Annotated in this window: 19 protein-coding genes and 2 pseudogenes; 11 read left to right on the top strand and 10 right to left on the bottom strand. The window is 70.7% G+C overall.

Features of this window, described 5'->3' with window-relative positions:
• Positions 1-73 precede the first annotated feature (73 nt).
• The 5 genes from ABD207_RS22405 (at position 74) to ABD207_RS22385 (ending at position 3,042) form a co-directional block, all read left to right on the top strand.
• On the top strand, positions 74-283 hold the full coding sequence (locus tag ABD207_RS22405) for a hypothetical protein (protein ID WP_344014898.1): 210 nt from the start codon (positions 74-76) through the stop codon (positions 281-283).
• Positions 280-495, top strand: coding sequence for a hypothetical protein (locus tag ABD207_RS22400; protein WP_344014897.1), 216 nt, complete (start codon positions 280-282; stop codon positions 493-495). Before ABD207_RS22405 ends, ABD207_RS22400 begins: the two co-directional genes overlap by 4 nt.
• Positions 496-516: 21 nt before the next feature.
• Positions 517-1,263 carry a DNA repair protein RecO gene (gene recO, locus ABD207_RS22395; protein ID WP_344007122.1) on the top strand — a complete coding sequence of 249 codons (747 nt, stop codon included), beginning with the start codon at positions 517-519 and terminating at the stop codon, positions 1,261-1,263.
• 88 nt (positions 1,264-1,351) lie between these two features.
• Entirely contained in the window at positions 1,352-2,188 is an 837-nt protein-coding gene (locus ABD207_RS22390) for an isoprenyl transferase (protein WP_344014896.1), read from the top strand.
• 131 nt (positions 2,189-2,319) lie between these two features.
• Positions 2,320-3,042: a DUF1275 family protein gene (locus ABD207_RS22385; protein WP_344014895.1), complete on the top strand. Its 723-nt coding sequence runs from the start codon at positions 2,320-2,322 to the stop codon at positions 3,040-3,042.
• 47 nt (positions 3,043-3,089) lie between these two features.
• Here the strand turns inward: ABD207_RS22385 and ABD207_RS22380 are convergent, their stop codons facing one another.
• From ABD207_RS22380 to ABD207_RS22365, 4 genes are all read right to left on the bottom strand, one after another.
• Positions 3,090-3,506, bottom strand: a complete 417-nt coding sequence (locus ABD207_RS22380) for a Fur family transcriptional regulator (protein ID WP_167996485.1) — start codon at positions 3,504-3,506, stop codon at positions 3,090-3,092.
• Between the two features lie 75 nt (positions 3,507-3,581).
• Positions 3,582-4,484 carry a metal ABC transporter permease gene (locus ABD207_RS22375; protein WP_344014894.1) on the bottom strand — a complete coding sequence of 301 codons (903 nt, stop codon included), beginning with the start codon at positions 4,482-4,484 and terminating at the stop codon, positions 3,582-3,584.
• Positions 4,484-5,251, bottom strand: a complete 768-nt coding sequence (locus tag ABD207_RS22370) for a metal ABC transporter ATP-binding protein (RefSeq protein WP_344014893.1) — start codon at positions 5,249-5,251, stop codon at positions 4,484-4,486. Before ABD207_RS22370 ends, ABD207_RS22375 begins: the two co-directional genes overlap by 1 nt.
• A 32-nt stretch (positions 5,252-5,283) precedes the next feature.
• Complete coding sequence (locus ABD207_RS22365; RefSeq protein ID WP_344014891.1) at positions 5,284-6,246, bottom strand: metal ABC transporter substrate-binding protein; 963 nt, start codon at positions 6,244-6,246, stop codon at positions 5,284-5,286.
• A gap of 173 nt (positions 6,247-6,419) precedes the next feature.
• On the opposite strand from ABD207_RS22365, the gene ABD207_RS22360 reads away from it, so the two are divergent.
• The 4 genes and pseudogenes from ABD207_RS22360 to ABD207_RS22345 all read left to right on the top strand — a co-directional run.
• Positions 6,420-7,802: a glycine--tRNA ligase gene (locus ABD207_RS22360; protein ID WP_344014890.1), complete on the top strand. Its 1,383-nt coding sequence runs from the start codon at positions 6,420-6,422 to the stop codon at positions 7,800-7,802.
• Positions 7,803-8,075: 273 nt separating this feature from the next.
• A complete protein-coding gene (locus ABD207_RS22355; protein WP_425580792.1) occupies positions 8,076-9,644 on the top strand; it encodes a glycosyltransferase family 39 protein in 1,569 nt (522 codons plus the stop codon).
• Positions 9,641-10,089 (top strand): annotated as a pseudogene (locus tag ABD207_RS22350) (leucine zipper domain-containing protein); the annotation flags it as partial. The gene ABD207_RS22355 and the pseudogene ABD207_RS22350, both read left to right, overlap by 4 nt.
• 2 nt (positions 10,090-10,091) lie before the next feature.
• Positions 10,092-10,322 (top strand): annotated as a pseudogene (locus ABD207_RS22345) (TetR/AcrR family transcriptional regulator); the annotation flags it as partial.
• Between the two features lie 33 nt (positions 10,323-10,355).
• On the opposite strand, the gene ABD207_RS22340 reads toward ABD207_RS22345, so the two are convergent.
• Positions 10,356-10,562 (bottom strand): hypothetical protein, encoded by a 207-nt coding sequence (locus tag ABD207_RS22340; RefSeq protein WP_344007136.1) that lies wholly within the window; start codon positions 10,560-10,562, stop codon positions 10,356-10,358.
• A gap of 194 nt (positions 10,563-10,756) precedes the next feature.
• A complete protein-coding gene (locus tag ABD207_RS22335) occupies positions 10,757-12,202 on the bottom strand; it encodes an MFS transporter (protein ID WP_344014888.1) in 1,446 nt (481 codons plus the stop codon).
• Between the two features lie 127 nt (positions 12,203-12,329).
• On the opposite strand from ABD207_RS22335, the gene dusB reads away from it, so the two are divergent.
• Complete coding sequence (gene dusB / locus ABD207_RS22330; RefSeq protein ID WP_167996496.1) at positions 12,330-13,463, top strand: tRNA dihydrouridine synthase DusB; 1,134 nt, start codon at positions 12,330-12,332, stop codon at positions 13,461-13,463.
• On the opposite strand, the gene ABD207_RS22325 is transcribed toward dusB, so the two are convergent.
• The 3 genes from ABD207_RS22325 to ABD207_RS22315 form a co-directional block, all read right to left on the bottom strand.
• The gene (locus tag ABD207_RS22325) at positions 13,464-15,071 is read right to left on the bottom strand and encodes an alkaline phosphatase family protein (protein WP_425580796.1); all 1,608 of its coding nucleotides are present in this window, start codon (positions 15,069-15,071) and stop codon (positions 13,464-13,466) included. It abuts the gene before it with no gap.
• A gap of 862 nt (positions 15,072-15,933) precedes the next feature.
• Positions 15,934-16,302 carry a sigma-70 family RNA polymerase sigma factor family protein gene (locus ABD207_RS22320; protein ID WP_344014886.1) on the bottom strand — a complete coding sequence of 123 codons (369 nt, stop codon included), beginning with the start codon at positions 16,300-16,302 and terminating at the stop codon, positions 15,934-15,936.
• A gap of 140 nt (positions 16,303-16,442) precedes the next feature.
• Positions 16,443-17,072, bottom strand: coding sequence for a dihydrofolate reductase family protein (locus tag ABD207_RS22315; RefSeq protein WP_344014885.1), 630 nt, complete (start codon positions 17,070-17,072; stop codon positions 16,443-16,445).
• A gap of 492 nt (positions 17,073-17,564) precedes the next feature.
• On the opposite strand from ABD207_RS22315, the gene ppdK reads away from it, so the two are divergent.
• Entirely contained in the window at positions 17,565-20,312 is a 2,748-nt protein-coding gene (ppdK, locus tag ABD207_RS22310; RefSeq protein WP_344014884.1) for a pyruvate, phosphate dikinase, read from the top strand.
• A gap of 175 nt (positions 20,313-20,487) precedes the next feature.
• On the opposite strand, the gene ABD207_RS22305 is transcribed toward ppdK, so the two are convergent.
• Positions 20,488-20,775 carry a hypothetical protein gene (locus ABD207_RS22305; RefSeq protein ID WP_344014883.1) on the bottom strand — a complete coding sequence of 96 codons (288 nt, stop codon included), beginning with the start codon at positions 20,773-20,775 and terminating at the stop codon, positions 20,488-20,490.
• Positions 20,776-20,805: the final 30 nt, after the last annotated feature.

Below are 20,805 nucleotides of genomic sequence, written 5' to 3'. Positions count from 1 at the left end.
CCTTCCCGAGTGTAGGCGGACAACGGCACCGTGGTGGTGAGAAGGGTGAAACTCGAATAGCTAGGGGATCAGCGTGACGGCACGACACTCGGCGCTCTGCGTCGAAGAAGCGGAGGAAGTGGTGAAGGAATTGCGGGCGGTACTCGCGAAGGCCGGAATTATTCTGCCCTCACTCGGTCTGGACCCGGTGAGTCTCGCGCGTGAGGCACCCTGCCCGCTGGTGGAATTGGGGCGGTGCTCCGTGGAGACCGCCCGCCGGCTCGCCGGGACGGTGGTGCGGTGAAGCCGCCCGTCGGAGCCTTCGTGGTCGACACCCGGACGGACCGGATCGGGATCGTCATGGGCCACCAGGGGCCCTATGTCCAGCTGCGGCCGTACGGTGGCGGCAAGGAGTGGGATGCCGACCCGAGAGCCGTACGGCAGGCGACCCCGGCCGAGCGGCTGCGCGCGGCGACCGCGTACGCCAATGCCCGCAGCCGCGGTGAGGTGCCCTGAACGTGGGCGACAATGGGTGCCATGAGTCTGTTCCGCGACGACGGCATCGTGCTGCGCACCCAGAAGCTGGGTGAGGCGGACCGGATCATCACCTTGCTCACTCGCGGTCACGGACGCGTACGCGCCGTGGCCAGGGGCGTGCGCCGGACGAAGTCGAAGTTCGGCGCACGCCTCGAACCGTTCTCGCACGTCGACGTGCAGTTCTTCGCCAAGGGCAGCGAGCTGGTCGGGCGCGGCCTGCCGCTGTGCACGCAGAGCGAGACGATCGCGCCCTACGGCGCCGGGATCGTCAGCGACTACGCCCGCTACACCGCCGGGACGGCCATGCTGGAGACCGCCGAGCGGTTCACCGATCACGAGGGCGAGCCGGCGGTGCAGCAGTATCTGCTGCTGGTCGGCGCCCTGCGCACCCTCGCCCGCGGCGAGCACGCACCCTCGCTCGTCCTCGACGCCTTCCTGCTCCGCTCGCTCGCCGTCAACGGCTACGCTCCCAGCTTCGGCGACTGCGCGAAGTGTGGTATGCCCGGTCCGAACCGGTTCTTCTCGGTCGCCTCCGGCGGATCCCTCTGCGCCGACTGCCGGGTGCCGGGCAGCGTCGTACCCTCGCCCCAGACCCTGGAACTCCTCGGCGCACTGCTCACGGGAGACTGGGAGACCGCGGACGCGTGCGAGCCGCGGTATGTGCGGGAGGGCAGCGGGCTGGTCTCCGCCTACCTGCACTGGCATCTGGAGCGGGGACTGCGCTCGCTCCGGTACGTCGAGAAGTAGCCACGAACGAGGACGTCCGAGCAGCGGCAGACACAGCCACGGACAACAGCCACAGACACGACCACAGCCTTAAGGAGACGAGAGACACATGGCCGTACGCGGGTTCCTGGGGCGTCAGCGCCGGGAGTACAGGACGCCGGAACCGCACCCGTCCGGCGCGCGGCCGCCGAAGCTCCCCGGCGAACTGGTCCCGAACCATGTGGCGATCGTCATGGACGGCAACGGGCGCTGGGCCAAGGAGCGCGGGCTGCCGCGCACCGAGGGGCACAAGGTCGGCGCCGAGCGGGTGCTGGACGTGCTGCAGGGCGGCATCGAGATGGGCATCGGCGCGATGTCGCTGTATGCCTTCTCCACCGAGAACTGGAAGCGCTCGCCGGACGAGGTGCGCTTCCTGATGAACTTCAACCGCGACTTCATCCGCAAGACCCGGGACCAGCTGGACGAGCTGGGGATCCGTGTGCGCTGGGTGGGGCGGATGCCCAAGCTGTGGAAGTCGGTCGCCAAGGAGCTGCAGATCGCCCAGGAGCAGACCCAGGGCAACGACCGGATGACGCTGTACTTCTGCATGAACTACGGCGGGCGCGCGGAGATCGCGGACGCGGCGAAGGCGCTCGCGGAGGACGTGCGGGCGGGGCGGCTGGACCCGTCGAAGGTGACGGAGCGGACCTTCGCGAAGTACCTGTACTACCCGGACATGCCGGACGTTGATCTCTTCCTGCGGCCCAGCGGCGAGCAGCGCACCTCCAACTACCTGCTGTGGCAGAGCGCTTATGCCGAGCTGGTGTTCCAGGACGTGCTGTGGCCGGACTTCGACCGGCGCGACCTGTGGCGGGCGTGCGTGGAGTTCGCCTCCCGCGACCGCCGGTTCGGCGGCGCCATCCCGAACGAGGAGCTGCTGGCCATGGAGGGCCGGCAGGCGCAGTAGCCGAGGGCAGGGCAGAGGAGGGTCCCGAGGCGCAGGGTGTCCGGCGCCCGGGTAGCCCACGCGTAGGCTCCGGCCGCGTGTCCGGGGCGGCGCTGCGGGGTGACGTGCGTGCCGCTGCTCACACTGGCCGCATGTCCGACGCATCTGCTGTCTCCGTGAGCGATTACCGGCGGACGGCCGTCATGGGCCTGCTCACCGTGCTGGCGGGCGCCGTCGACGCCATCAGCTTCCTGACCATGGGGCACGTCTTCTGCGCGCTGGTGACGGGCAATGTGCTCTTCCTGTCGTTCGCCCTCGCGGGCGAGGGGGACGTGCCGGTGGCGCGGCCCGCGACGACGATCGGGGCGTTCGTGAGCGCTGCGGCCGTCTCGGCCGTCGTGCTGAAGTGGCTCGCGGACCGGGGGCGGCCCTGGTTCCCGGTCGGGCTGACGGGGGAGGCGCTGCTGCTGGCCGGCGGTGGTGCCGTGGTGCTGCTGCGGCACGGCACCGGCCCGGTAGGCGACACCTCCGACTTCTTCGGCATCGGGCTGGTGGCGCTGGCGATGGGCGTGCGGGCCTCCACCGCGCTGCGCATGCGGGTGCCGGGGATGCCGACCCTGTTGAGCCAGACCGCGATCGCCGAGCTGGTCAACGACGTGCTCGACCGGCCCGGCGACGTCCTGCGCGGGGTGTCGGCCCGGCAGCGGCTCGCGCGGACGCGGTGGACGGCGACGGTGGCGGGCATCTTCCTGGGCGGGGCGCTGGCCACGCTGCTGCTGGTGCCGCTGGGCACCGGGCGGGCGCTGCTGGTGATCGCCGTGCTAGTGATGATCATCGCGGTGTCCGCGATGCTCGTGCCGCTGGAGAAACGGTAGAAATGGTAAAGGCCGGACAGGTTCGTCCGGTTCCCGGCGCGGTCCGGTCAGTCCTCCGCGGCGGCGCACTCCGCGCAGGTGCCGAAGATCTCCACCGTGTGGGCCACGTTCACATAGCCGTGCTCCGCCGCCACGGCCTCGGCCCACTTCTCCACGGCGGGGCCCTCCACCTCCACGGCCTTGCCGCAGTTCCGGCAGACCAGGTGATGATGGTGCTCGCCGGTGGAGCAGCGGCGGTAGACGGACTCGCCGTCGGCGGTGCGCAGGACGTCCACCTCGCCGGCGTCGGCGAGGGACTGCAGGGTGCGGTAGACCGTGGTGAGACCGACCGAGTCGCCCTTGTGCTTGAGCATGTCGTGGAGCTCCTGCGCGCTGCGGAACTCGTCGACCTCCTGGAGGGCAGCCGCCACAGCGGCACGCTGCCGGGTGGCGCGGCCCTTCACGGGCGGTCCTGCGGTCGTCACCGTTGCCTCCTCCGTACTGTCCGGGCCATGCCCGGGCCATTCTGCCAGCCCGGGCACGGGCGAGGCAGGCGTCGCTCAGACGCCGACCTCGTCCCCGGACCTCCGGGTGGCCGGAATGGCGCACTCCGTGGCGTCCCCCGTGGGATGGGCCGCGGCCAGGGCCCGGGCGCGGCGGCGGGCCAGCGGCGCGGCCAGCGCGGTCAGCGCGATGAACGCGCCGATGGTCAGCAGCACGATCGTCGCACCGGGCGGGACGTCCTGGTAGTACGAGGTGACCGTGCCGCCGAGGGACACGCTCACGCCGATCGCGACGGCGATGGCGAAGGTGGCCGCGAAGCTGCGGCTGAGCTGCTGGGCCGCGGCCACCGGGACGACCATCAGCGCGGAGACCAGCAGCAGGCCCACCACCCGCATCGCCACCGTCACCGTCACCGCCGCCGTGACGGCGGTGAGCAGGTTCAGCAGCCGCACCGGCAGGCCGGTCACCCGCGCGAACTCCTCGTCCTGGCTCACCGCGAACAGCTGGCGGCGCAGCCCCACGGTGACCAGCACCACGAAGGCGGCCAGCAGGCAGATCGCGGTCACGTCGGACGGGGAGACCGTGGAGAGCGAGCCGAAGAGGAACGAGGTGAGGCCGGCGTTGGAGCCGCCCGGGGCGAGGTTGATGAACATCACGCCGCCCGCCATGCCGCCGTAGAACAGCATGGCGAGGGCGATGTCGCCGCGGGTGCGGCCGTACCAGCGGATGAGCTCCATCAGGACGGCGCCGAGGACGGACACCAGGGTGGCCATCCAGACGGGGGACCAGGACAACAGGAAGCCGAGGCCCACACCGGTCATCGCCACATGGCCGATGCCGTCGCCCATCAGGGCCTGGCGGCGCTGGACCAGGTAGATGCCGACCGCGGGGGCGGTGATGCCGACCAGCACGGCCGCGAGCAGCGCGCGCTGCATGAAGGCGTAGTTCAGGATCTCCATCAGCTCAGCAGCCCCGTACGGATCGGTTCGGCACCCGCGGGTGCGTGCGGGTGGACATGGTCGTGGCCGGGCAGCGCGTGCTGCCCGACCGCCTTCGGCGGCGGGCCGTCGTGCACCACGCAGCCGTCGCGCAGCACGACCGCCCGGTCGATCAGCGGCTCCAGCGGGCCCAGCTCGTGCAGCACCAGCAGCACCGTCGCCCCTTCGGCGACCTGGCTGCGCAGGGTCTCGGCGAGCACCTCCTGGCTGGCGAGGTCCACGCCGGCCATCGGCTCGTCCATGATCAGCAGTTCGGGGGCGGCGGCGAGCGCGCGGGCGATCAGCACGCGCTGGTGCTGGCCGCCGGAGAGCGCGTCCACCGGGTCCTTCACCCGGTCCGCCATGCCGACCTGCTCCAGGGCGCGCTGCACGGCGGCGCGGTCGGCCCTGCGGAAGAGACCGAAGCGGGTGCGGGCCAGGCGGCCGGAGGCGACCACCTCGCCGACCGTCGCCGGGACCCCGCCGGCCGCGGTGGTGCGCTGCGGGACATAGCCCACGCGGGCCCAGTCGCGGAAGCGGCGCCGCGGGGTGCCGAACAGCTCGATCTCGCCGGAGACGGCCGGCACCTGGCCGATGATGCTGCGCACCGCCGTCGACTTGCCGGAGCCGTTGGCCCCGAGCAGGGCGACGACCTCGCCGCGGCGCACGGTGAGGTCGATGCCGCGCAGGACGGGGCGCGAGCCCAGCTCGGCGCGGACGCCGCGCAGGGTGATGACGGGCTCGGTCATGCCGTCCTCCTCGGTGTGGGTCACTCGGTGTGTCACTGGGCGCCCAGGGCGGACTGCAGGGCCCGGAGGTTGGCCTCCATGACCTCGAAGTAGTCGTCGCCGCGGGACTTGTCCGTGATGCCCTCGAGCGGGTCGAGCACGTCGGTCTTCAGGCCGGCGTCCTTCGCCAGGGTCCTGGCGGTCCGGTCGCTGACGAGGGTCTCGTAGAAGACGGTGGTCACCCCGTCCTCCTTGGCGGTCCTCGACAATTCCTTCACGCGGGCGCCGCTGGGCTCGGACTCGGGGTCGAGGCCGGCGATGGACTCCTCGACCAGGCCGTAGCGCTCGGCGAGGTAGCCGAAGGCGGAGTGCGTGGTGACGAAGACGTCCGTCTTCCGCTTCTCCAGGCCGGTGCGGAACCTGGTGTCGAGGGCGGTCAGCTTCTTGACCAGGGCCTCGGTGTTCTTGCGGTAGCCGGAGGCGTGCTCCGGGTCGGCCTTCTCGAAGGCGGCGCCGACGGCCTCGGCGACCTCGGCGTACTTCACCGGGTCGAGCCAGAGGTGCGGGTCCCTGCCGCCCTCGTGCGCGTGATCGTGGCCCTCGTGCTCCCCGCCGTGTTCTTCCTCGTGCTCCCCGCCGTGCTCCTCGAGGGAGGTGAGGGCGGCGGCGTCGATCTTGGTCTTCACCGGGGACTGGCCGATGGCCTCGTCGACGGAGGGCTGGAGCCCCTTGAGGTAGAGGGCCGCGTCGGACTCCTCGAGCCGGGCCACCTGCCGGGCGCTGATCTCCAGGTCGTGCGGCTCCTGGCCGGGCTCGGTGAGGGTGGTGACGTTGACCTGCTCGCCGCCGATCTGCTCGGCGAGGAAGGCCATCGGATAGAACGAGGCGACGACGTCGAACTTCTCGGTGTTGCCCGCGGCGGCGCTGTCGCCGGCGCAGCCGGTCAGGGTGCCCAGGCCGAGAGCGGTGACCGCGGTGTAAGCGGCCGCGGATATCAGGCGTCGTCGTACGTTCATGAAAGTCATTTTCAAAGAAGATGGGAACCGTTGTCAACAAGCCGGGTGGGAGCGTGCGGCCGGGGCACTCGAGGGGGTCCCGATTTGGTCGTGGGGCAGGGCCCGCCGGTAACCTGAAGCATTCGCTGGAAGCATCTCGCTTCGTCGCCCGTCGTCGTAATGAAGAGAGCACCGTGGCCGCCGACAAGATCGACACCATCGTCAGCCTGAGCAAGCGCCGTGGCTTCGTATTCCCCTGCAGTGAGATCTACGGCGGCCAGCGGGCCGCCTGGGACTACGGGCCTCTGGGTGTCGAGCTCAAGGAGAACATCAAGCGCCAGTGGTGGCGCTACATGGTGACGTCGCGCGAGGACGTGGTCGGCATCGACTCGTCCGTGATCCTGGCCCCCGAGGTGTGGGTGGCCTCCGGTCACGTCGCCACCTTCACGGACCCGCTCACCGAGTGCACCTCCTGTCACAAGCGGTTCCGAGCGGACCACCTGGAGGAGGCGTACGAGGCCAAGCACGGCCGTGCCCCCGAGAACGGCCTGGCCGACGTCAACTGCCCCAACTGCGGCAACAAGGGCCAGTTCACCGAGCCCAAGCAGTTCTCGGGCCTGCTGTCGACGCACCTCGGCCCGACGCAGGACTCCGGCTCCATCGCCTACCTGCGCCCCGAGACCGCACAGGGAATCTTCACCAACTTCACCCAGGTGCAGACCACCTCGCGCCGCAAGCCGCCGTTCGGCATCGCCCAGATGGGCAAGTCGTTCCGCAACGAGATCACGCCGGGCAACTTCATCTTCCGCACCCGCGAGTTCGAGCAGATGGAGATGGAGTTCTTCGTCAAGCCGGGCGAGGACGAGAAGTGGCACGAGTACTGGATGGAGCAGCGCTGGAACTGGTACACCGGCCTGGGTCTCCGTGAGGAGAACATGCGCTGGTACGAGCACCCGAAGGAGAAGCTCTCCCACTACTCCAAGCGCACCGCCGACATCGAGTACCGCTTCAACTTCGGCGGCAGCGAGTGGGGCGAGCTGGAGGGTGTCGCCAACCGCACCGACTACGACCTCACCGCCCACTCCAAGGCCTCCGGCCAGGACCTGTCCTACTTCGACCAGGAGGCCGGCGAGCGCTGGACCCCGTACGTCATCGAGCCGGCGGCCGGTGTCGGCCGGGCCATGCTGGCCTTCATGCTCGACGCCTACGTCGAGGACGAGGCGCCCAACGCCAAGGGCAAGATGGAGAAGCGCACGGTGCTGCGCCTCGACCCCCGTCTCGCGCCCGTCAAGGCCGCCGTCCTGCCGCTGTCCCGCAACCCGCAGCTCTCCCCGAAGGCCAAGGGCCTCGCGCAGGCGCTGCGCCAGCACTGGAACATCGAGTTCGACGACGCCGGTGCCATCGGCCGCCGCTACCGCCGCCAGGACGAGATCGGCACGCCGTACTGCGTGACCGTCGACTTCGACACCCTGGACGACAACGCGGTGACCGTCCGCGAGCGCGACTCCATGAAGCAGGAGCGCGTCTCCCTCGACCAGATCGAGGGCTACCTGGCCAGCCGCCTGGTCGGCTGCTAGGCCGTCCCACTCGGCACACAACGCCGGGCGAGCTGATGGATTCAGCTCGCCCGGCGTTCCTTTTGGGCGGGTGCCGGGTGCCGGGTTCAGGGTGCTGGTAGCCGGGTGCGGGCGGTGGCGGGCGGCATCGGCGAGGTTTCGGTTGATGTCAGAACTACCCCTACCCGCGAGTAGTGAGGCGATGGTGACCCCATAGGGTGCATGCCGATCACGGTCCGGGGACGGGCCGTGCGTCGGCATGTGCCCCTACTGCCCTTCTGCGAGCCCGCCTTGATGTCGATCGACCGCTCGTCATGTTCGTTACCGCGCTCCAGGGAGGTCGAAGCGGCATCCGTCGCGGCCACGGCTGCCGGGCGAGGTCGCGGTGTGCCCGTGTGGGTGCTTCCGGTGCTGTGGACCGTCGCTCTCGGGTCGTGGGGGCTGTCGCGTCAGGGGAGTGTGTGGCGGGACGAGGCCGCGACCTGGCAGGTCGCCCGGCGTTCCTCCGCCGAGATCTGCCACATGCTGCAGAACGTCGACGTCGTGCACGGCTCCTACTACCTGCTGATGCACATGCTGTTCGAGTGCTTCGGTGCCGGGACCACCACGCTGCGGCTCCCCTCCGTCCTCGCCATGGCCGTCGCGGCGGGCTGCGTGGCGGTCATCGGGCGGCGGCTGGCGGGTGCCTGGGCGGGCCTGGCGGGAGGGCTGGCGTTCGGGATGCTGCCGGCGGTCCAGTTCTACCTCCAGGAGGGGCGGCCCTACGCCCTGGTGGCTGCCGGGGCCGGCATCTCCACCCTGCTCCTCGTCGCCGTGCTGCAAGGACGCGCTCCCGGACCCCGCCGGGCCGTACTGCGCTGGGTCGGGTACGGCGTCACTGTCGTGCTGATGGGCCTGCTGAACTGGCTCTCGCTGATGATCCTCGCGGCCCATCTGGCCACCCTGCTCTGGTGCGGAGCCCGGCGTGAGGTCTGGCTGCGCTGGGCGGCGGTCTCCGTGACCGCCTTCGTCTGCGTGCTGCCGCTGATCGTGTTCAGCCGTGGCCAGGCGGCACAGGTGTCCTGGATACCACCGCTGACCTGGCACATGATGATCGGCCCCGCGGTGCTTCTGGCGATCGGCGGCATCGGCGCCCTGCTGGACCGGCCACGGTCCCGCCGCCTGTCCGTGGCCGCCGTCGGGCTGCCGCTGCTGGCCGTGCCGCAGCTCGGCCTCCTGACCGCCTCCCTGGTCCAGCCGCTGTTCCTGGACCGCTACGTCCTCTACAGCCTGCTGGGGCTCGCGCTCCTGATCGGTGCCGGCGTAGGGGCGGCGGTGCAGGCGGTCGGGCACCGGAACGCCGTCGCGGCGAAGTGGGTCCTGCCCGTGGTGGTGGCCGTGGCGATGGCGGGGCTCCTGCCGCAGTCACTGGCGAAGCGTTCGGTCGCCAGTCGGGTCGACGACGTCTTGGCCATAGCGTCGGACGTGCAGCGGACGAAGCAGGCGGGAAACGCGGTGCTGTTCCTCCCGTCGACCCGCCGCGACGCCAAGTCCGTCTCACCGGAGGCGTTCGCCGGGCTGCGGGAGATCGCTCTGCTGGAAAGCCCGGTCGAGTCCGGGACGCTCAAGGGCGTCGAGGCGAGCCCGGAGCGCATACGTGCCGCGATGCTGCGTCAGAAGCGGATCCTGCTGCTGGCGGACACACCCGCGGTGGCGAGACCGGTCAAGGGGGAGCGGGACCGGATGAAGACCGCGGTCCTGAGGACGCACTTCAGGGCCGTGTCGGACGTAGAGGTCCGGGGGCGGAGGCTGACCGTGTACGAACGCATCGAACGCACCGGGGGAGCCCAGGGGGTGCCCGCGAAGTCCCGCCTGCCCCGCTGACCCCGACCGGCAGGCTGCGCTTGGCCCGGTGTGTCGTCGAGGACGGCTGGCCGCTGCGGCGGGCCGCGGAACGCTGCCACGTCAGTCACACCACCGCCGCGCGTTGGAGCAGTCGCTATCGCCGGCTCGGTGCAGCGGGGATGCAGGACCGCTCCAGCCGGCCGCTCCGATCGCCGCGGCAGACCCCGGCCACCGTGGAAGAGCAGGTCGTCCGGCTGCGACGCGAGCACCGCATCGGCCCCGTGCGGCTGGCCGCGAGGACCGGCATCGCCGCCTCCACCGACTCGTGCGGCACCATCTGCCCGCCCTGGCCGCCCTCGACCGGGCCACCGGCGAACCAGTCCGCCGTTACGAACGTGACCGTCCCGGCGAGCTCGTCCACGTCGACGTCAAGAAACTCGGCCGCATCCCGGACGGCGGCGGCCACAAGGTCCTGGGCAGGACAGGGCGGTCGCCGAGCATCTCGACGACCTGACGGGCCAGTTGACCCGCATCATCGAGGACGGCGTCGCGGCGGGCGCCTTCAGCAGTGACGACCCCGCGGCCACCGCCCGCGCCGTCTTCCACACCACGGGCCGCTTCCACGACCCGCGGTACGCGCCCGAGTGGAAGGACCCGCGTACCGGCGCCGACTTCGCGGCGGTCGTGGACCTGGTGCCGCGAGGGCTGCGCGCCTGAGCGGGCAACCGCCGCCGGGCCAACCGCGGTCCCTCATGCGGCCGTCGGATCGACGGTGGCCTGATGCGCCTCGGCCAGATGCTCCTCCGCCTTCAGCCAGGGCAGGAACTGCGCCCCTCTGCGCCAGCCGCAGGTCTCGCATCTGATGGTGCGCTGCACCCCGGTGCGCAGGACGTGCACCACATGCCGGCGCCCGTGCTGGTCGAAGCGGCTGACCTTGCTCGTGTCGATCTGCGGCATGACGCCTCCGGCATCCGTGCGGGTGTCGCCTTCCCTGTCGCCCCGGTACCGGGACGACAAGGAGTGTGCAGCAAGAGCAACATCAACAGGGGGCGCACGGCCGGGATTTCAAGGTTCGTACAACTGATCCGCGAACAAACGGGACATCGGGAACAGCGGGGCGGCCGGTTTGCTGGCGGCCGCCAAGGGCGGCTCTAGGAACCGAGGTTCGCCGCCTCGTGGATCTCCTTGGACTCCAGGCGCTGCGCCGTGCGCAGGGCGGTGCGGCGGGCCCAGGGGCCGGAGGTGAGGGCGCCCACCAGCAGGACCGCCAGGCCGAAGGCGACCAGGATCCACCAGGCGGGGCGGGCCGCCGGGACGAAGGCGTCCGCGTAGGAGGAGGCGCCCACCCCTGCGGCCAGCACCGCGCCGATCACCGCGACGCCGAGGGTCTGGCCGAGCTGGCGGCTGGTGGAGGCGACCGCGGAGGCCACGCCGGCCTGGGCGCGGGGCATGCCGGAGACGGCGGTGTTGGTGATGGGGGCGTTGACGAAGCCGAAGCCGATGCCGAACAGGAGGTAGCCGAGGAAGAGCGTGGTGTCGGAGGTCTCGGCCTCGAGGAGGGCGAAGAGGAGGCCGCTGGTGGTCATGGCGCCGCCGGCGATCAGCAGCGGCAGGCGCGGGCCGCGGCTGCCGACCAGGCGGCCGGCGAGCGGCGCGCACAGGAACGTCGGGACGGCCATCGGCAGCATCCAGAGGCCGGCGTCCATGGCGTTCAGCCCGCGGACGTTCTGCAGATAGAGGGTGGACAGGAAGAGGAAGCCGCCGAGCGCGGCGAACGCGCTCACCGCGATCACGGTCGCCCCGCTGAACGGCGCCGAGCGGAAGAAGCGCAGATCGATCAGCGGTTCGCGGCGGCGCGGCTCGTACCAGAGGAGGGCCGTCAGGGCGGCCAGGGCGAGGACGGCGAACGGGGCGATGGCGCGGACGGTGGTGTGCGGGGCCTCGATGATCGCGTAGGTCAGCGAGCCGAAGAGGGCGATCACCAGGAGCTGGCCGACCGGGTCGGGGCGGCGGGCGGTGCCCGCGCGGGACTCGGGGACGAAGCGCAGGGTGAGCAGCAGGGCGGCGAGGCCCACCGGCAGGTTGACCCAGAAGATCGAGCGCCAGCCGACCGACTCCACCAGCAGCCCGCCCACCAGCGGGCCCGCGGCCATCGAGATGCCGACGACTGCACCCCACACACCGATCGCGCGGGCGCGCTCACGGGGGTCGGTGAAGGTGTTGGTGATGATCGACATGGCCACCGGGTTGAGCATGGAGCCGCCCACCGCCTGGACCATCCGGAACGCGACCAGCGCCTCCAGGCTCGGTGCGAGGGAGCACAGCAGAGAGCCGAGGGTGAAGATCACCAGTCCCGCCATGAAGACCCGCTTGCGGCCGATCCGGTCGGCGGTGGAGCCCGCCAGCATCAGCAGCGACGCCAGGACCAGGGTGTAGGCGTCGATCGCCCACTGCAGCCCCGAGGTGGTGGCGTGCAGGTCGCGCTGCAGGGAGGGGAGGGCGACGTTCAGGACGGTGTTGTCCAGGCTCACGATCAGCAGGCTCATGCAGCAGATCGCGAGCACCAGCAGCCGTCGGCGGGGGCTCGGCTCGGGCATGGGATCCACTGTACGCCGACATCGATAGTGCGGCTAACTAACGAATTTTCCGAATTCATTGCATCGGCCATCCAATGTCCTCGTTCCATGGAACGGGGCGCCCCCGGCGGCACGGCACAATGGAGGAATGCCCACGCCCCTGCAGATCGGTGAGCACACCGTCCAGCCGCCCGTCGTCCTGGCCCCGATGGCCGGGATCACCAACGCGCCCTTCCGCACCCTGTGCCGGGAGTTCAGCGGAGGCAAGGGCCTGTTCGTCAGCGAGATGATCACCACCCGGGCGCTGGTCGAACGCAACGAGAAGACCATGCAGCTGATCCAGTTCGACGCGAGCGAGAAGCCGCGCTCCATCCAGCTGTACGGCGTCGACCCGGCGACCGTGGGCAAGGCCGTCCGCATGATCGCCGAGGAGGACCTCGCCGACCACATCGACCTCAACTTCGGCTGCCCCGTGCCCAAGGTCACCCGCAAGGGCGGCGGCTCGGCCCTCCCGTACAAGCGGAACCTGCTGCGCGCCATCCTGCGCGAGGCGGTCAGCGGCGCCGGGGACCTGCCGGTGACGATGAAGATGCGCAAAGGCATCGACGACGACCACCTCACCTACCTCGACGCCGGGCGCATCGCCGTGGAGGAGGGCGTCACCGCGATCGCGCTGCACGGCCGCACCACCGCCCAGCACTACGGCGGCACCGCCGACTGGGACGCCATCGCCCGCCTGAAGGAGCATGTGCCGGAGATCCCGGTGCTCGGCAACGGCGACATCTGGTCGGCCGAGGACGCCCTGCGCATGGTCGAGCAGACCGGTTGCGACGGGGTGGTCGTGGGCCGCGGCTGCCTGGGCCGGCCGTGGCTCTTCGCCGACCTGGTCGCCGCGTTCGAGGGGCGCACCGACGAGCTGATGCGGCCCACGCTGCGCGAGGTGGCCGACGTCATGGTGCGGCACGCCACCCTGCTCGGCGAGTGGATCGGCGACCCGTCCCGCGGCGTGATCGACTTCCGCAAGCACGTCGCCTGGTACCTCAAGGGCTTCGCGGTCGGCTCCGAGATGCGCAAGCGGCTGGCGGTCACCTCCTCGCTGGAGGAGCTGCGGGCCGGGCTCGACGAGCTGGACCTCGACCAGCCCTGGCCGGCCGGCGCCGACGGCCCGCGCGGCCGCACCTCCGGCAACAACCGGGTGGTGCTGCCGGACGGCTGGCTGAAGGACCCCTACGACTGTGCGGGCGTCGGCGAGGACGCCGAACTGGACACCTCCGGCGGCTGATCACTCCTCCGTCGGGTGCGGCGTGGAGCCGAACGCGGTCAGGAAGCGGTCGCGGAAGTCGCTCATCTTCCACACCGGCGCGTCCTTCGCGGGCCGCAGCCCCTCCGTCCACTTCCAGTCCTCGATGCTCTCCAGCACCTTCGGGTCCTTGGCGACGATCGTGACCGGGACGTCACGGCTGGCGTTCAGGCCGCTGACCCGGGGCCTGGGCTGGTGGTCGCCCAGGAACACCAGCACGGTGTCCTCGGTGCCGTAGCGCTCCAGCCACTGCACCAGGCTGGTCACCGAGTAGCGGATGGACTTGCCGTACTCCTCCCGGGACCCGTCCGGGTCGGCCAGGACCTCCTCGGGCGTCTTCCCGGCCGCCTCGATCTCCTTGAAGACCGAGCCGTCGCCGAGGTCCTCCCAGTCGACGAGCTTCGGGATCGGCGCCCAGGGCTGGTGGCTGGAGGTGAGGATGATCTCCGCCATCAGCGGCTTGTCCCGCTTCTTGCCGTGCTCCAGCTGCTGGAATGCCTCCAGCGCGTACTGGTCGGGCATGGTCGACCAGCTGAACTTCGGGCCCTTATAGCCGAGCTGGAAGGCGTTGTAGACCTTCTCCAGCCCGTACCACTCGGCCTCCGGCCAGCCCTTCTGCACACCGGGCATGACCCCCACGGTGTCCCAGGCGCCGGTCTTCTGGAACGCCTTGGTGAGCGTCAGATGGTCGCCGGTGGTCACGGTCCGGTAGCGCTGCTGGTTGTCCACCCACAGCCCGGACAGGGCGGTGGAGTGGCCCAGCCAGCTGCTGCCGCCGTAGGTCGCCGAGGTCAGCCAGCCGCTGCGGGCCTGGTAACCGGCCTTGGCGAGGGCCGCGGTGCCGGCGTCCAGCGCGGGCGTCACGGTGGGCGCGATGACCGGGTCCTCGATGGCGCTGCGCCCGTAGCTCTCGATGAAGGTGATCAGGACGTCCTTGCCGCGCAGCTCGGGCACCAGCTGGTCGGGCGGCGTGCCGCCGAAGGTGTCGGCCCGCGCCTCCCGGGCGAAGGCCGCCTCGTCCCGCAGGGTGCCCACCACCCGGTCGGCCTGCTCCCTGAGGGCATCCGCCGTCCGTTCCGAGGCGATGGGCATCCCGGCCAGCTTCAGATGCAGCACGGCGCAGGCGATCCACGCGATCCCCGCGATCGTCGCGCCCCGCGAGGCCCGGGGGCGGTGCCGCGCCAGCAGATGGGCCAGCCGGACGGTGGCGAGCGCGGTCAGCACCACCAGCAGCGCGGAGAGGGCGACCGCGCCGATGCCGGCGGCGGTCGCGGCCGTGCCGCCCATCGCGTCCGAGACGTAGGACTGGGCGTCGTCCAGGAGCTCCCAGTCGAGTACGAGGTTGAAGCCCCGGCCCAGGAACTCGTTGAAGCCCATGTCCAGGAGATTGAGCACGGTCAGCGCACCGAGCCCCGCGCCGCAGACCGCGGCGAGGGCGGTCCTCAGGCGGCGCCAGGGCAGCGCCAGCAGCACGACGACGGCGAGGATGCCCTCGCCGGGGATCCGGGTGAACCGGTTGAGGCGCAGCGCGTCGAGCGAGCCGGGCAGCAGCAGGGCACCGAGGACGAGGGCCGCGGCGAGGACATGCAGGGTGACGCGGGCGGCGGGGGACTTCGTCAGATGCCTGCCGGGGAGTCGGAAGCGGGGCTTCCGAGCGGGTTCCTCGGTGTCCTCGGTGTCCTCGGTGTCTTCGGTGTCTTCGGCGTCCTTGGCGTCCTCGGAGGGTTCGGCAGCGTCCTCGGCCTTCTCGTCCTGCTCGGCCTTGTCGGTGTTCTGTGTGTCCTGCGCGTCCTCCGGACCCTCGGACGGCTTCTCCGGGTTCCCCGGGTTCCCCGGGTTTTCCGAGTCCTTCGGGTCCTTGGAGCTCTCCGGCGTCTCTGCCTGTTCCGAGTCCTCCGGGCTCTCCGCGTCCTCCGAGTCCTCCGGGCTCTCCGCGTCCTCCGAGTCCTCCGGGCTCTCCGCGTCCTCCGCGTCCTCCGAGTCCTCCGCGTCCTCCGGGGTCTCCGCGTCCTCCGCGTCCTCCGAGTCCTCCGAGTCCTCCGAGTCCTCCGCGTCCTCCGAGTCCTCCGAGTCCTCCGCGTCCTCCGAGTTCTCCGGGTGTGCCGGACTTTCCGGCTTCTCTCCCTGCTCCGACTCCTCCGACTCCTCCGTGTTCTCCGGGTGTTCCGATCCCTTCGGGTCGGCCGGGGCGTCCGCCGTCTCAGCGTTCCTCGCGTTCTCCTCGCTCTGTGCCTTCTGAGCCGTCTCTGCGTTCTCCGGCATCCGGTGCAGGCGTGTGTTGACAGGCAACCCGGAGGTCCTTCCGTACCCGTGACTCGGTGAGTGCGGCGGACCCGGCGTGGGGGCCCGGGTCCGCCGTAGGTCCGTACGGGTGCGCTGACCGGTGTGTTCAGCCTGTTGTGTGTCGGCTCGGCAAACACCTTGCAAACGGTCTGCCCGGAAGGGACATCCCCTACGCCGCGCTGTCCGCCGGCAGGCGCTCCGGGAGCCCGAGGGAGGGGAACCGGTCGTCGGAGAAGATGAGGATCTCGGCGATCTCCCCGCCGGCCACGCGCAGGACGTCGATCGTCAGCGGCAGATACGCGTCCTCCTGCTGGTCGAAGAGGTAGAAGGCGACGGCGGGCTGACGGTTCACGGACGTGGGGATGCCGCGCAGGCCCTTCATGCCCTCGAAGCCGCTCTCCCGCCAGTCCCGCACCACCGCGTCCCGGCCTACGACCACGCCCGGCGTGGGCGGCATCGAGCAGCGCACGTCGTCCCGCAGCATCGCGGCGATCGCGGGGACGTCGGTGGCCACGCTGGCGTCGGTGAAGCGGCGCACCAGCTCGCGCGTCCCGGCGTTCTCCTCGTCGTCCGTCCAGTCCTGCCGCTCGGCGGGCAGACCTGTCGTACGTGTGACGGCAGGGGCGGCGAAAACTCATCACTCGGGGCCGCCGGGAACCCGTCACCCGGGCCGGACGGTCAGGCCGTGGGCCGTTCGTAGCGCGGGGGACCGGTGGCGCGGTAGGTCTGCAGGGTCAGGCCGCTGGGGGTCGACCGCAGGCCGGTCAGGGCCAGGCCGAGGTCCGGGCCGGTGACGGGGAACAGGCGGGTGCCCTGGCCGACGATCACGGGGTAGACGAGCAGGACGAGCTCGTCGACGAGGCGGTGGGCTAGCAGCGTGCGGATCAGGGTGCCGCTGCCCCAGACCTGGAGCTCGCCGCCCGGCGCGGCCTTGAGCGCCCGGACCGCGTCCGGGACGTCGCCGGACAGGACGGTGGTGCCCGGCCAGTCCGGGTCGGTGAGGGTGGCCGAGGCGACGTACTTGGGGCGGTCGTTGAGCGCCTGGCCGACGGGATGGCCCGGGTCCATGCCCGCGCCCCAGGAGGCGGCGAAGATCTCGTAGGTGCGGCGGCCGAACAGGAACGCGTCGGCGCCGAGGAAGGTCCGGCCGATGAACTCGGACGCCTCCTCGTCCAGCAGCGGCGGGGCCCAGCCGAACCGCTCGAAGCCGCCGCGGGCCTCCTGCTCCGCCGTGCCGGCCACCTCGATCCAGCGGTGCCCCTGGGTCACGCCGTCGACGGAGATGTTGGTGACGGTCTTGAGCCTCATGCCGTGCTCCCTTCCGCGCAGGAGTCCACTGGGAGTTCCACGCCGGATTCACCCCGAGTCCGCCCCGGAGTCGTCATGGGTGGGACCGGGCCGGGGAGCGGATCTCATCGGTGCCCGCATGGTGAAACGGCGGCCCGTGTGGCAGCGTGATTCTCGCCACCCTTGATAGGAGCGGCGCTCAGATGAGCGGATCTTGAGCGACTGCACTTCTGGAAGGGATGGCACTCAGTGCCATCAGATGATCGTTCATCGAGCGAAATCAGACGTGCCGAAGAGCGCTCATCTGAGCAGTGAAGGCGTTTCAGGAGGTTGCTTGCATTCAAGAGGTGAAAACCTCCGGCCGTGACCGCTTGCCAATCCTTGACTTTCGATCCACTGGTCGGCGAGCGGTTACAGGCACATGACGCGAGACTGGACGTACCCAGAGGCCTTTGATCTGGGTACATTCCTCGCCGTCAGGGCAGCCACCGCGTCCTCGAGGAGTCGAGACCCGTGTCGGAAAACAAAGATCCCCACGTAGCTCAGTCGGGCACGAGCGTTGAGGGCGTGAAGTTCGTTTACGACTTCACCGAGGGCAACAAGGACCTCAAGGACCTCCTCGGCGGCAAGGGTGCCAACCTCGCCGAGATGACCAACCTCGGTCTCCCCGTGCCACCCGGCTTCACGATCACCACGGAGGCCTGCAAGGTCTACCTGGAGAGCGGTGAGGAGCCGGCCGAGCTGCGCGACGAGGTGAGTGCGCACCTCGAGGCCCTCGAGAAGAAGATGGGCAAGAAGCTCGGGCAGGCCGACAACCCCCTCCTCGTGTCGGTCCGCTCCGGGGCGAAGTTCTCCATGCCGGGCATGATGGACACCGTCCTCAACATCGGTCTGTCCGACAAGTCCGTGCAGGGCCTCGCCAAGCAGGCCGGCGACGACCGGTTCGCGTGGGACTCCTACCGCCGCCTCATCCAGATGTTCGGCAAGACCGTCCTCGGCGTCGACGGCGAGCTGTTCGAGGAGGCGCTGGAGGCGGCCAAGGCCGCCAAGAAGGTCACCGACGACACCGAGCTGGAGGCCGCCGACCTCAAGAAGCTCGTCACCAAGTTCAAGAAGATCGTCAAGGCCGAGGCCGGCCGGGAGTTCCCGCAGGACCCGCGCGAGCAGATGGACCTCGCCATCAGGGCGGTCTTCGACTCCTGGAACGGCGAGCGGGCCAAGCTCTACCGCCGCCAGGAGCGCATCCCGCACGACCTCGGCACCGCCGTCAACGTCTGCTCGATGGTCTTCGGCAACCTCGGCCCGGACTCCGGCACCGGTGTCGCCTTCACCCGCGACCCCGCCTCCGGCCAGCAGGGCGTCTACGGCGACTACCTGCAGAACGCGCAGGGCGAGGATGTCGTCGCGGGCATCCGCAACACGGTCCCGCTCGCCGAGCTGGAGAAGATCGACAAGAAGTCGTACGACCAGCTCATGCAGATCATGGAGACCCTGGAGAACCACTACAAGGATCTCTGTGACATCGAGTTCACCATCGAGCGCGGCCAGCTGTGGATGCTGCAGACCCGCGTCGGCAAGCGCACCGCCGGTGCCGCCTTCCGCATCGCCACGCAGCTCGTGGACCAGGGCCTGATCGACGAGGCCGAGGCGCTCACCCGCGTCAACGGCGCCCAGCTCGCCCAGCTGATGTTCCCGCGCTTCGACGAGAGCGCCAAGGTCGAGCAGATCGGGCGCGGCATCGCGGCGTCGCCGGGCGCGGCGGTCGGCAAGGCGGTCTTCGACTCCTACACCGCCGTGAAGTGGTCCCGCTCCGGCGAGAAGGTCATCCTGATCCGCCGGGAGACCAATCCCGACGACCTGGACGGCATGATCGCCGCCGAGGGCATCCTCACCTCGCGCGGCGGCAAGACCTCCCACGCGGCCGTGGTCGCCCGCGGTATGGGCAAGACCTGTGTGTGCGGCGCCGAGGAGCTGGAGGTCGACACCAAGCGCCGCCGGATGACCGTGCCCGGCGGGCACGTCGTCGAGGAGGGCGACGTGATCTCCATCGACGGCTCCAGCGGCAAGGTCTACCTGGGCGAGGTCCCGGTCGTGCCGTCGCCGGTCGTGGAGTACTTCGAGGGCCGGATGCACCCGGGCGCCGACGACGCCGACGAGCTGGTCGAGGCCGTGCACCGGATGATGTCCTTCGCCGACCGCAAGCGCCGGCTGCGGGTGCGGGCCAACGCCGACAACGCCGAGGACGCGCTGCGCGCCCGCCGGTTCGGCGCCCAGGGCATCGGCCTGTGCCGCACCGAGCACATGTTCCTCGGCGACCGGCGCGAGCTGGTGGAGCGGCTGATCCTGGCCGACACCGAGGAGGAGCGCGAGGAGTCCCTGAAGGCCCTGCTGCCGCTGCAGAAGCAGGACTTCGTGGAGTTGTTCGAGGCGATGGACGGCCTGCCGGTCACCATCCGCCTGCTCGACCCGCCGCTGCACGAGTTCCTGCCGGACATCACCGAGCTGTCGGTGCGGGTGGCGCTGGCCGAGGCCCGGCAGGAGCCGCACGAGAACGACCTGCGGCTGCTGCAGGCCGTCCACCGGCTGCACGAGCAGAACCCGATGCTGGGTCTGCGCGGTGTCCGCCTCGGCCTGGTCATCCCCGGCCTGTTCACCATGCAGGTGCGGGCCATCGCGGAGGCCGCCGCCGAGCGCCTCAACGCCAAGGGCGACCCGCGTGCGGAGATCATGATTCCGCTGGTCGGCACGGTGCAGGAGCTGGAGATCGTCCGCGAGGAGGCCGACAAGGTCATCGCCGAGGTCGAGGCCGCCGCGGGCGTCAGCCTGAAGCTCGCCATCGGCACGATGATCGAGCTGCCGCGCGCCGCGCTGACCGCCGGTCAGATCGCCGAGGCCGCCGAGTTCTTCTCCTTCGGCACCAACGACCTCACCCAGACGGTGTGGGGCTTCAGCCGGGACGACGTGGAGGCGAGCTTCTTCACCGCGTACCTGGAGAAGGGCATCTTCGGCGTCTCCCCGTTCGAGACGATCGACAAGGACGGCGTGGGCTCCCTGGTGAAGCTCGCCGCCAAGGCCGGCCGGGAGACCCGCCCCGACCTGAAGCTCGGCGTCTGCGGCGAGCACGGCGGCGACCCGGAGTCCGTCCACTTCTTCCACGAGGTGGGCCTGGACTACGTCTCCTGCTCCCCGTTCCGCATCCCCGTCGCCCGCCTCGAGGCCGGCCGCGCCGCGGTCACCTCGCAGGGGAGCGACCACCGCTAGGAGCCGCGGGGCGTTGAGCCCTGGGGCACCAAGACCCCGGAGCCGTTGTCTGTCACCCGACCACCCTCACCGATCGGCATCGGCTCCGGACCACGAAGGAGAGGCGGGCACCCGTGCGGGGGTGCCCGCCTCTCTTCGTACCGCCCGGACCGCCGGTGTCCGGGCGGACGCCTGGTCAGCCGAGGCCGCGATGGGCGGCCCACAGCTCGGCGGCCCGGTCGGCGGCGTCGGAGATCAGCGCCGCCAGCGCGGGCTCGTCGGGGACCCGGAACGAGACGTAGTTCCCCCGGCCGCCCTCGGCCGGCCGGCCGTACGCCTTGGCCGCGAGACGGCCGTCGGGCAGCAGCCGGATGTTGAGGGTGGTCAGGTTGTAGGTCTGCCCGCGCCGGGTGTCCGTCCAGCGCAGCTCCTCGGGCACGGTGACATTGATGGCCAGAGCGCTCACGTCCAAGTCGCTGTTCATGGCCGGATCATGTCACGCCGGCCGCGGCGG

The sequence above is a fragment of the Streptomyces thermospinosisporus genome, from assembly GCF_039526425.1.
GTDB classification, from domain to species: domain Bacteria; phylum Actinomycetota; class Actinomycetes; order Streptomycetales; family Streptomycetaceae; genus Streptomyces; species Streptomyces thermocarboxydovorans.
The sequence above is the reverse complement of the archived record's forward strand: the minus strand, read 5'-3'. Positions and strand labels throughout refer to the sequence as shown.

What these genes read in the sequence shown, in the direction of transcription:
- recO (WP_344007122.1), top strand. Translation starts at nt 517, where the DNA reads ATGAGTCTGTTCCGCGACGACGGCATCGTGCTGCGCACCCAGAAGCTG.
- ABD207_RS22390 (WP_344014896.1), top strand. Translation starts at nt 1,352, where the DNA reads ATGGCCGTACGCGGGTTCCTGGGGCGTCAGCGCCGGGAGTACAGGACG.
- ABD207_RS22385 (WP_344014895.1), top strand. Translation starts at nt 2,320, where the DNA reads ATGTCCGACGCATCTGCTGTCTCCGTGAGCGATTACCGGCGGACGGCC.
- ABD207_RS22375 (WP_344014894.1), bottom strand. Translation starts at nt 4,484, where the DNA reads ATGGAGATCCTGAACTACGCCTTCATGCAGCGCGCGCTGCTCGCGGCC.
- ABD207_RS22370 (WP_344014893.1), bottom strand. Translation starts at nt 5,251, where the DNA reads ATGACCGAGCCCGTCATCACCCTGCGCGGCGTCCGCGCCGAGCTGGGC.
- ABD207_RS22365 (WP_344014891.1), bottom strand. Translation starts at nt 6,246, where the DNA reads ATGAACGTACGACGACGCCTGATATCCGCGGCCGCTTACACCGCGGTC.
- ABD207_RS22355 (WP_425580792.1), top strand. Translation starts at nt 8,076, where the DNA reads ATGTCGATCGACCGCTCGTCATGTTCGTTACCGCGCTCCAGGGAGGTC.
- ABD207_RS22340 (WP_344007136.1), bottom strand. Translation starts at nt 10,562, where the DNA reads ATGCCGCAGATCGACACGAGCAAGGTCAGCCGCTTCGACCAGCACGGG.
- ABD207_RS22335 (WP_344014888.1), bottom strand. Translation starts at nt 12,202, where the DNA reads ATGCCCGAGCCGAGCCCCCGCCGACGGCTGCTGGTGCTCGCGATCTGC.
- dusB (WP_167996496.1), top strand. Translation starts at nt 12,330, where the DNA reads ATGCCCACGCCCCTGCAGATCGGTGAGCACACCGTCCAGCCGCCCGTC.
- ABD207_RS22315 (WP_344014885.1), bottom strand. Translation starts at nt 17,072, where the DNA reads ATGAGGCTCAAGACCGTCACCAACATCTCCGTCGACGGCGTGACCCAG.
- ABD207_RS22305 (WP_344014883.1), bottom strand. Translation starts at nt 20,775, where the DNA reads ATGAACAGCGACTTGGACGTGAGCGCTCTGGCCATCAATGTCACCGTG.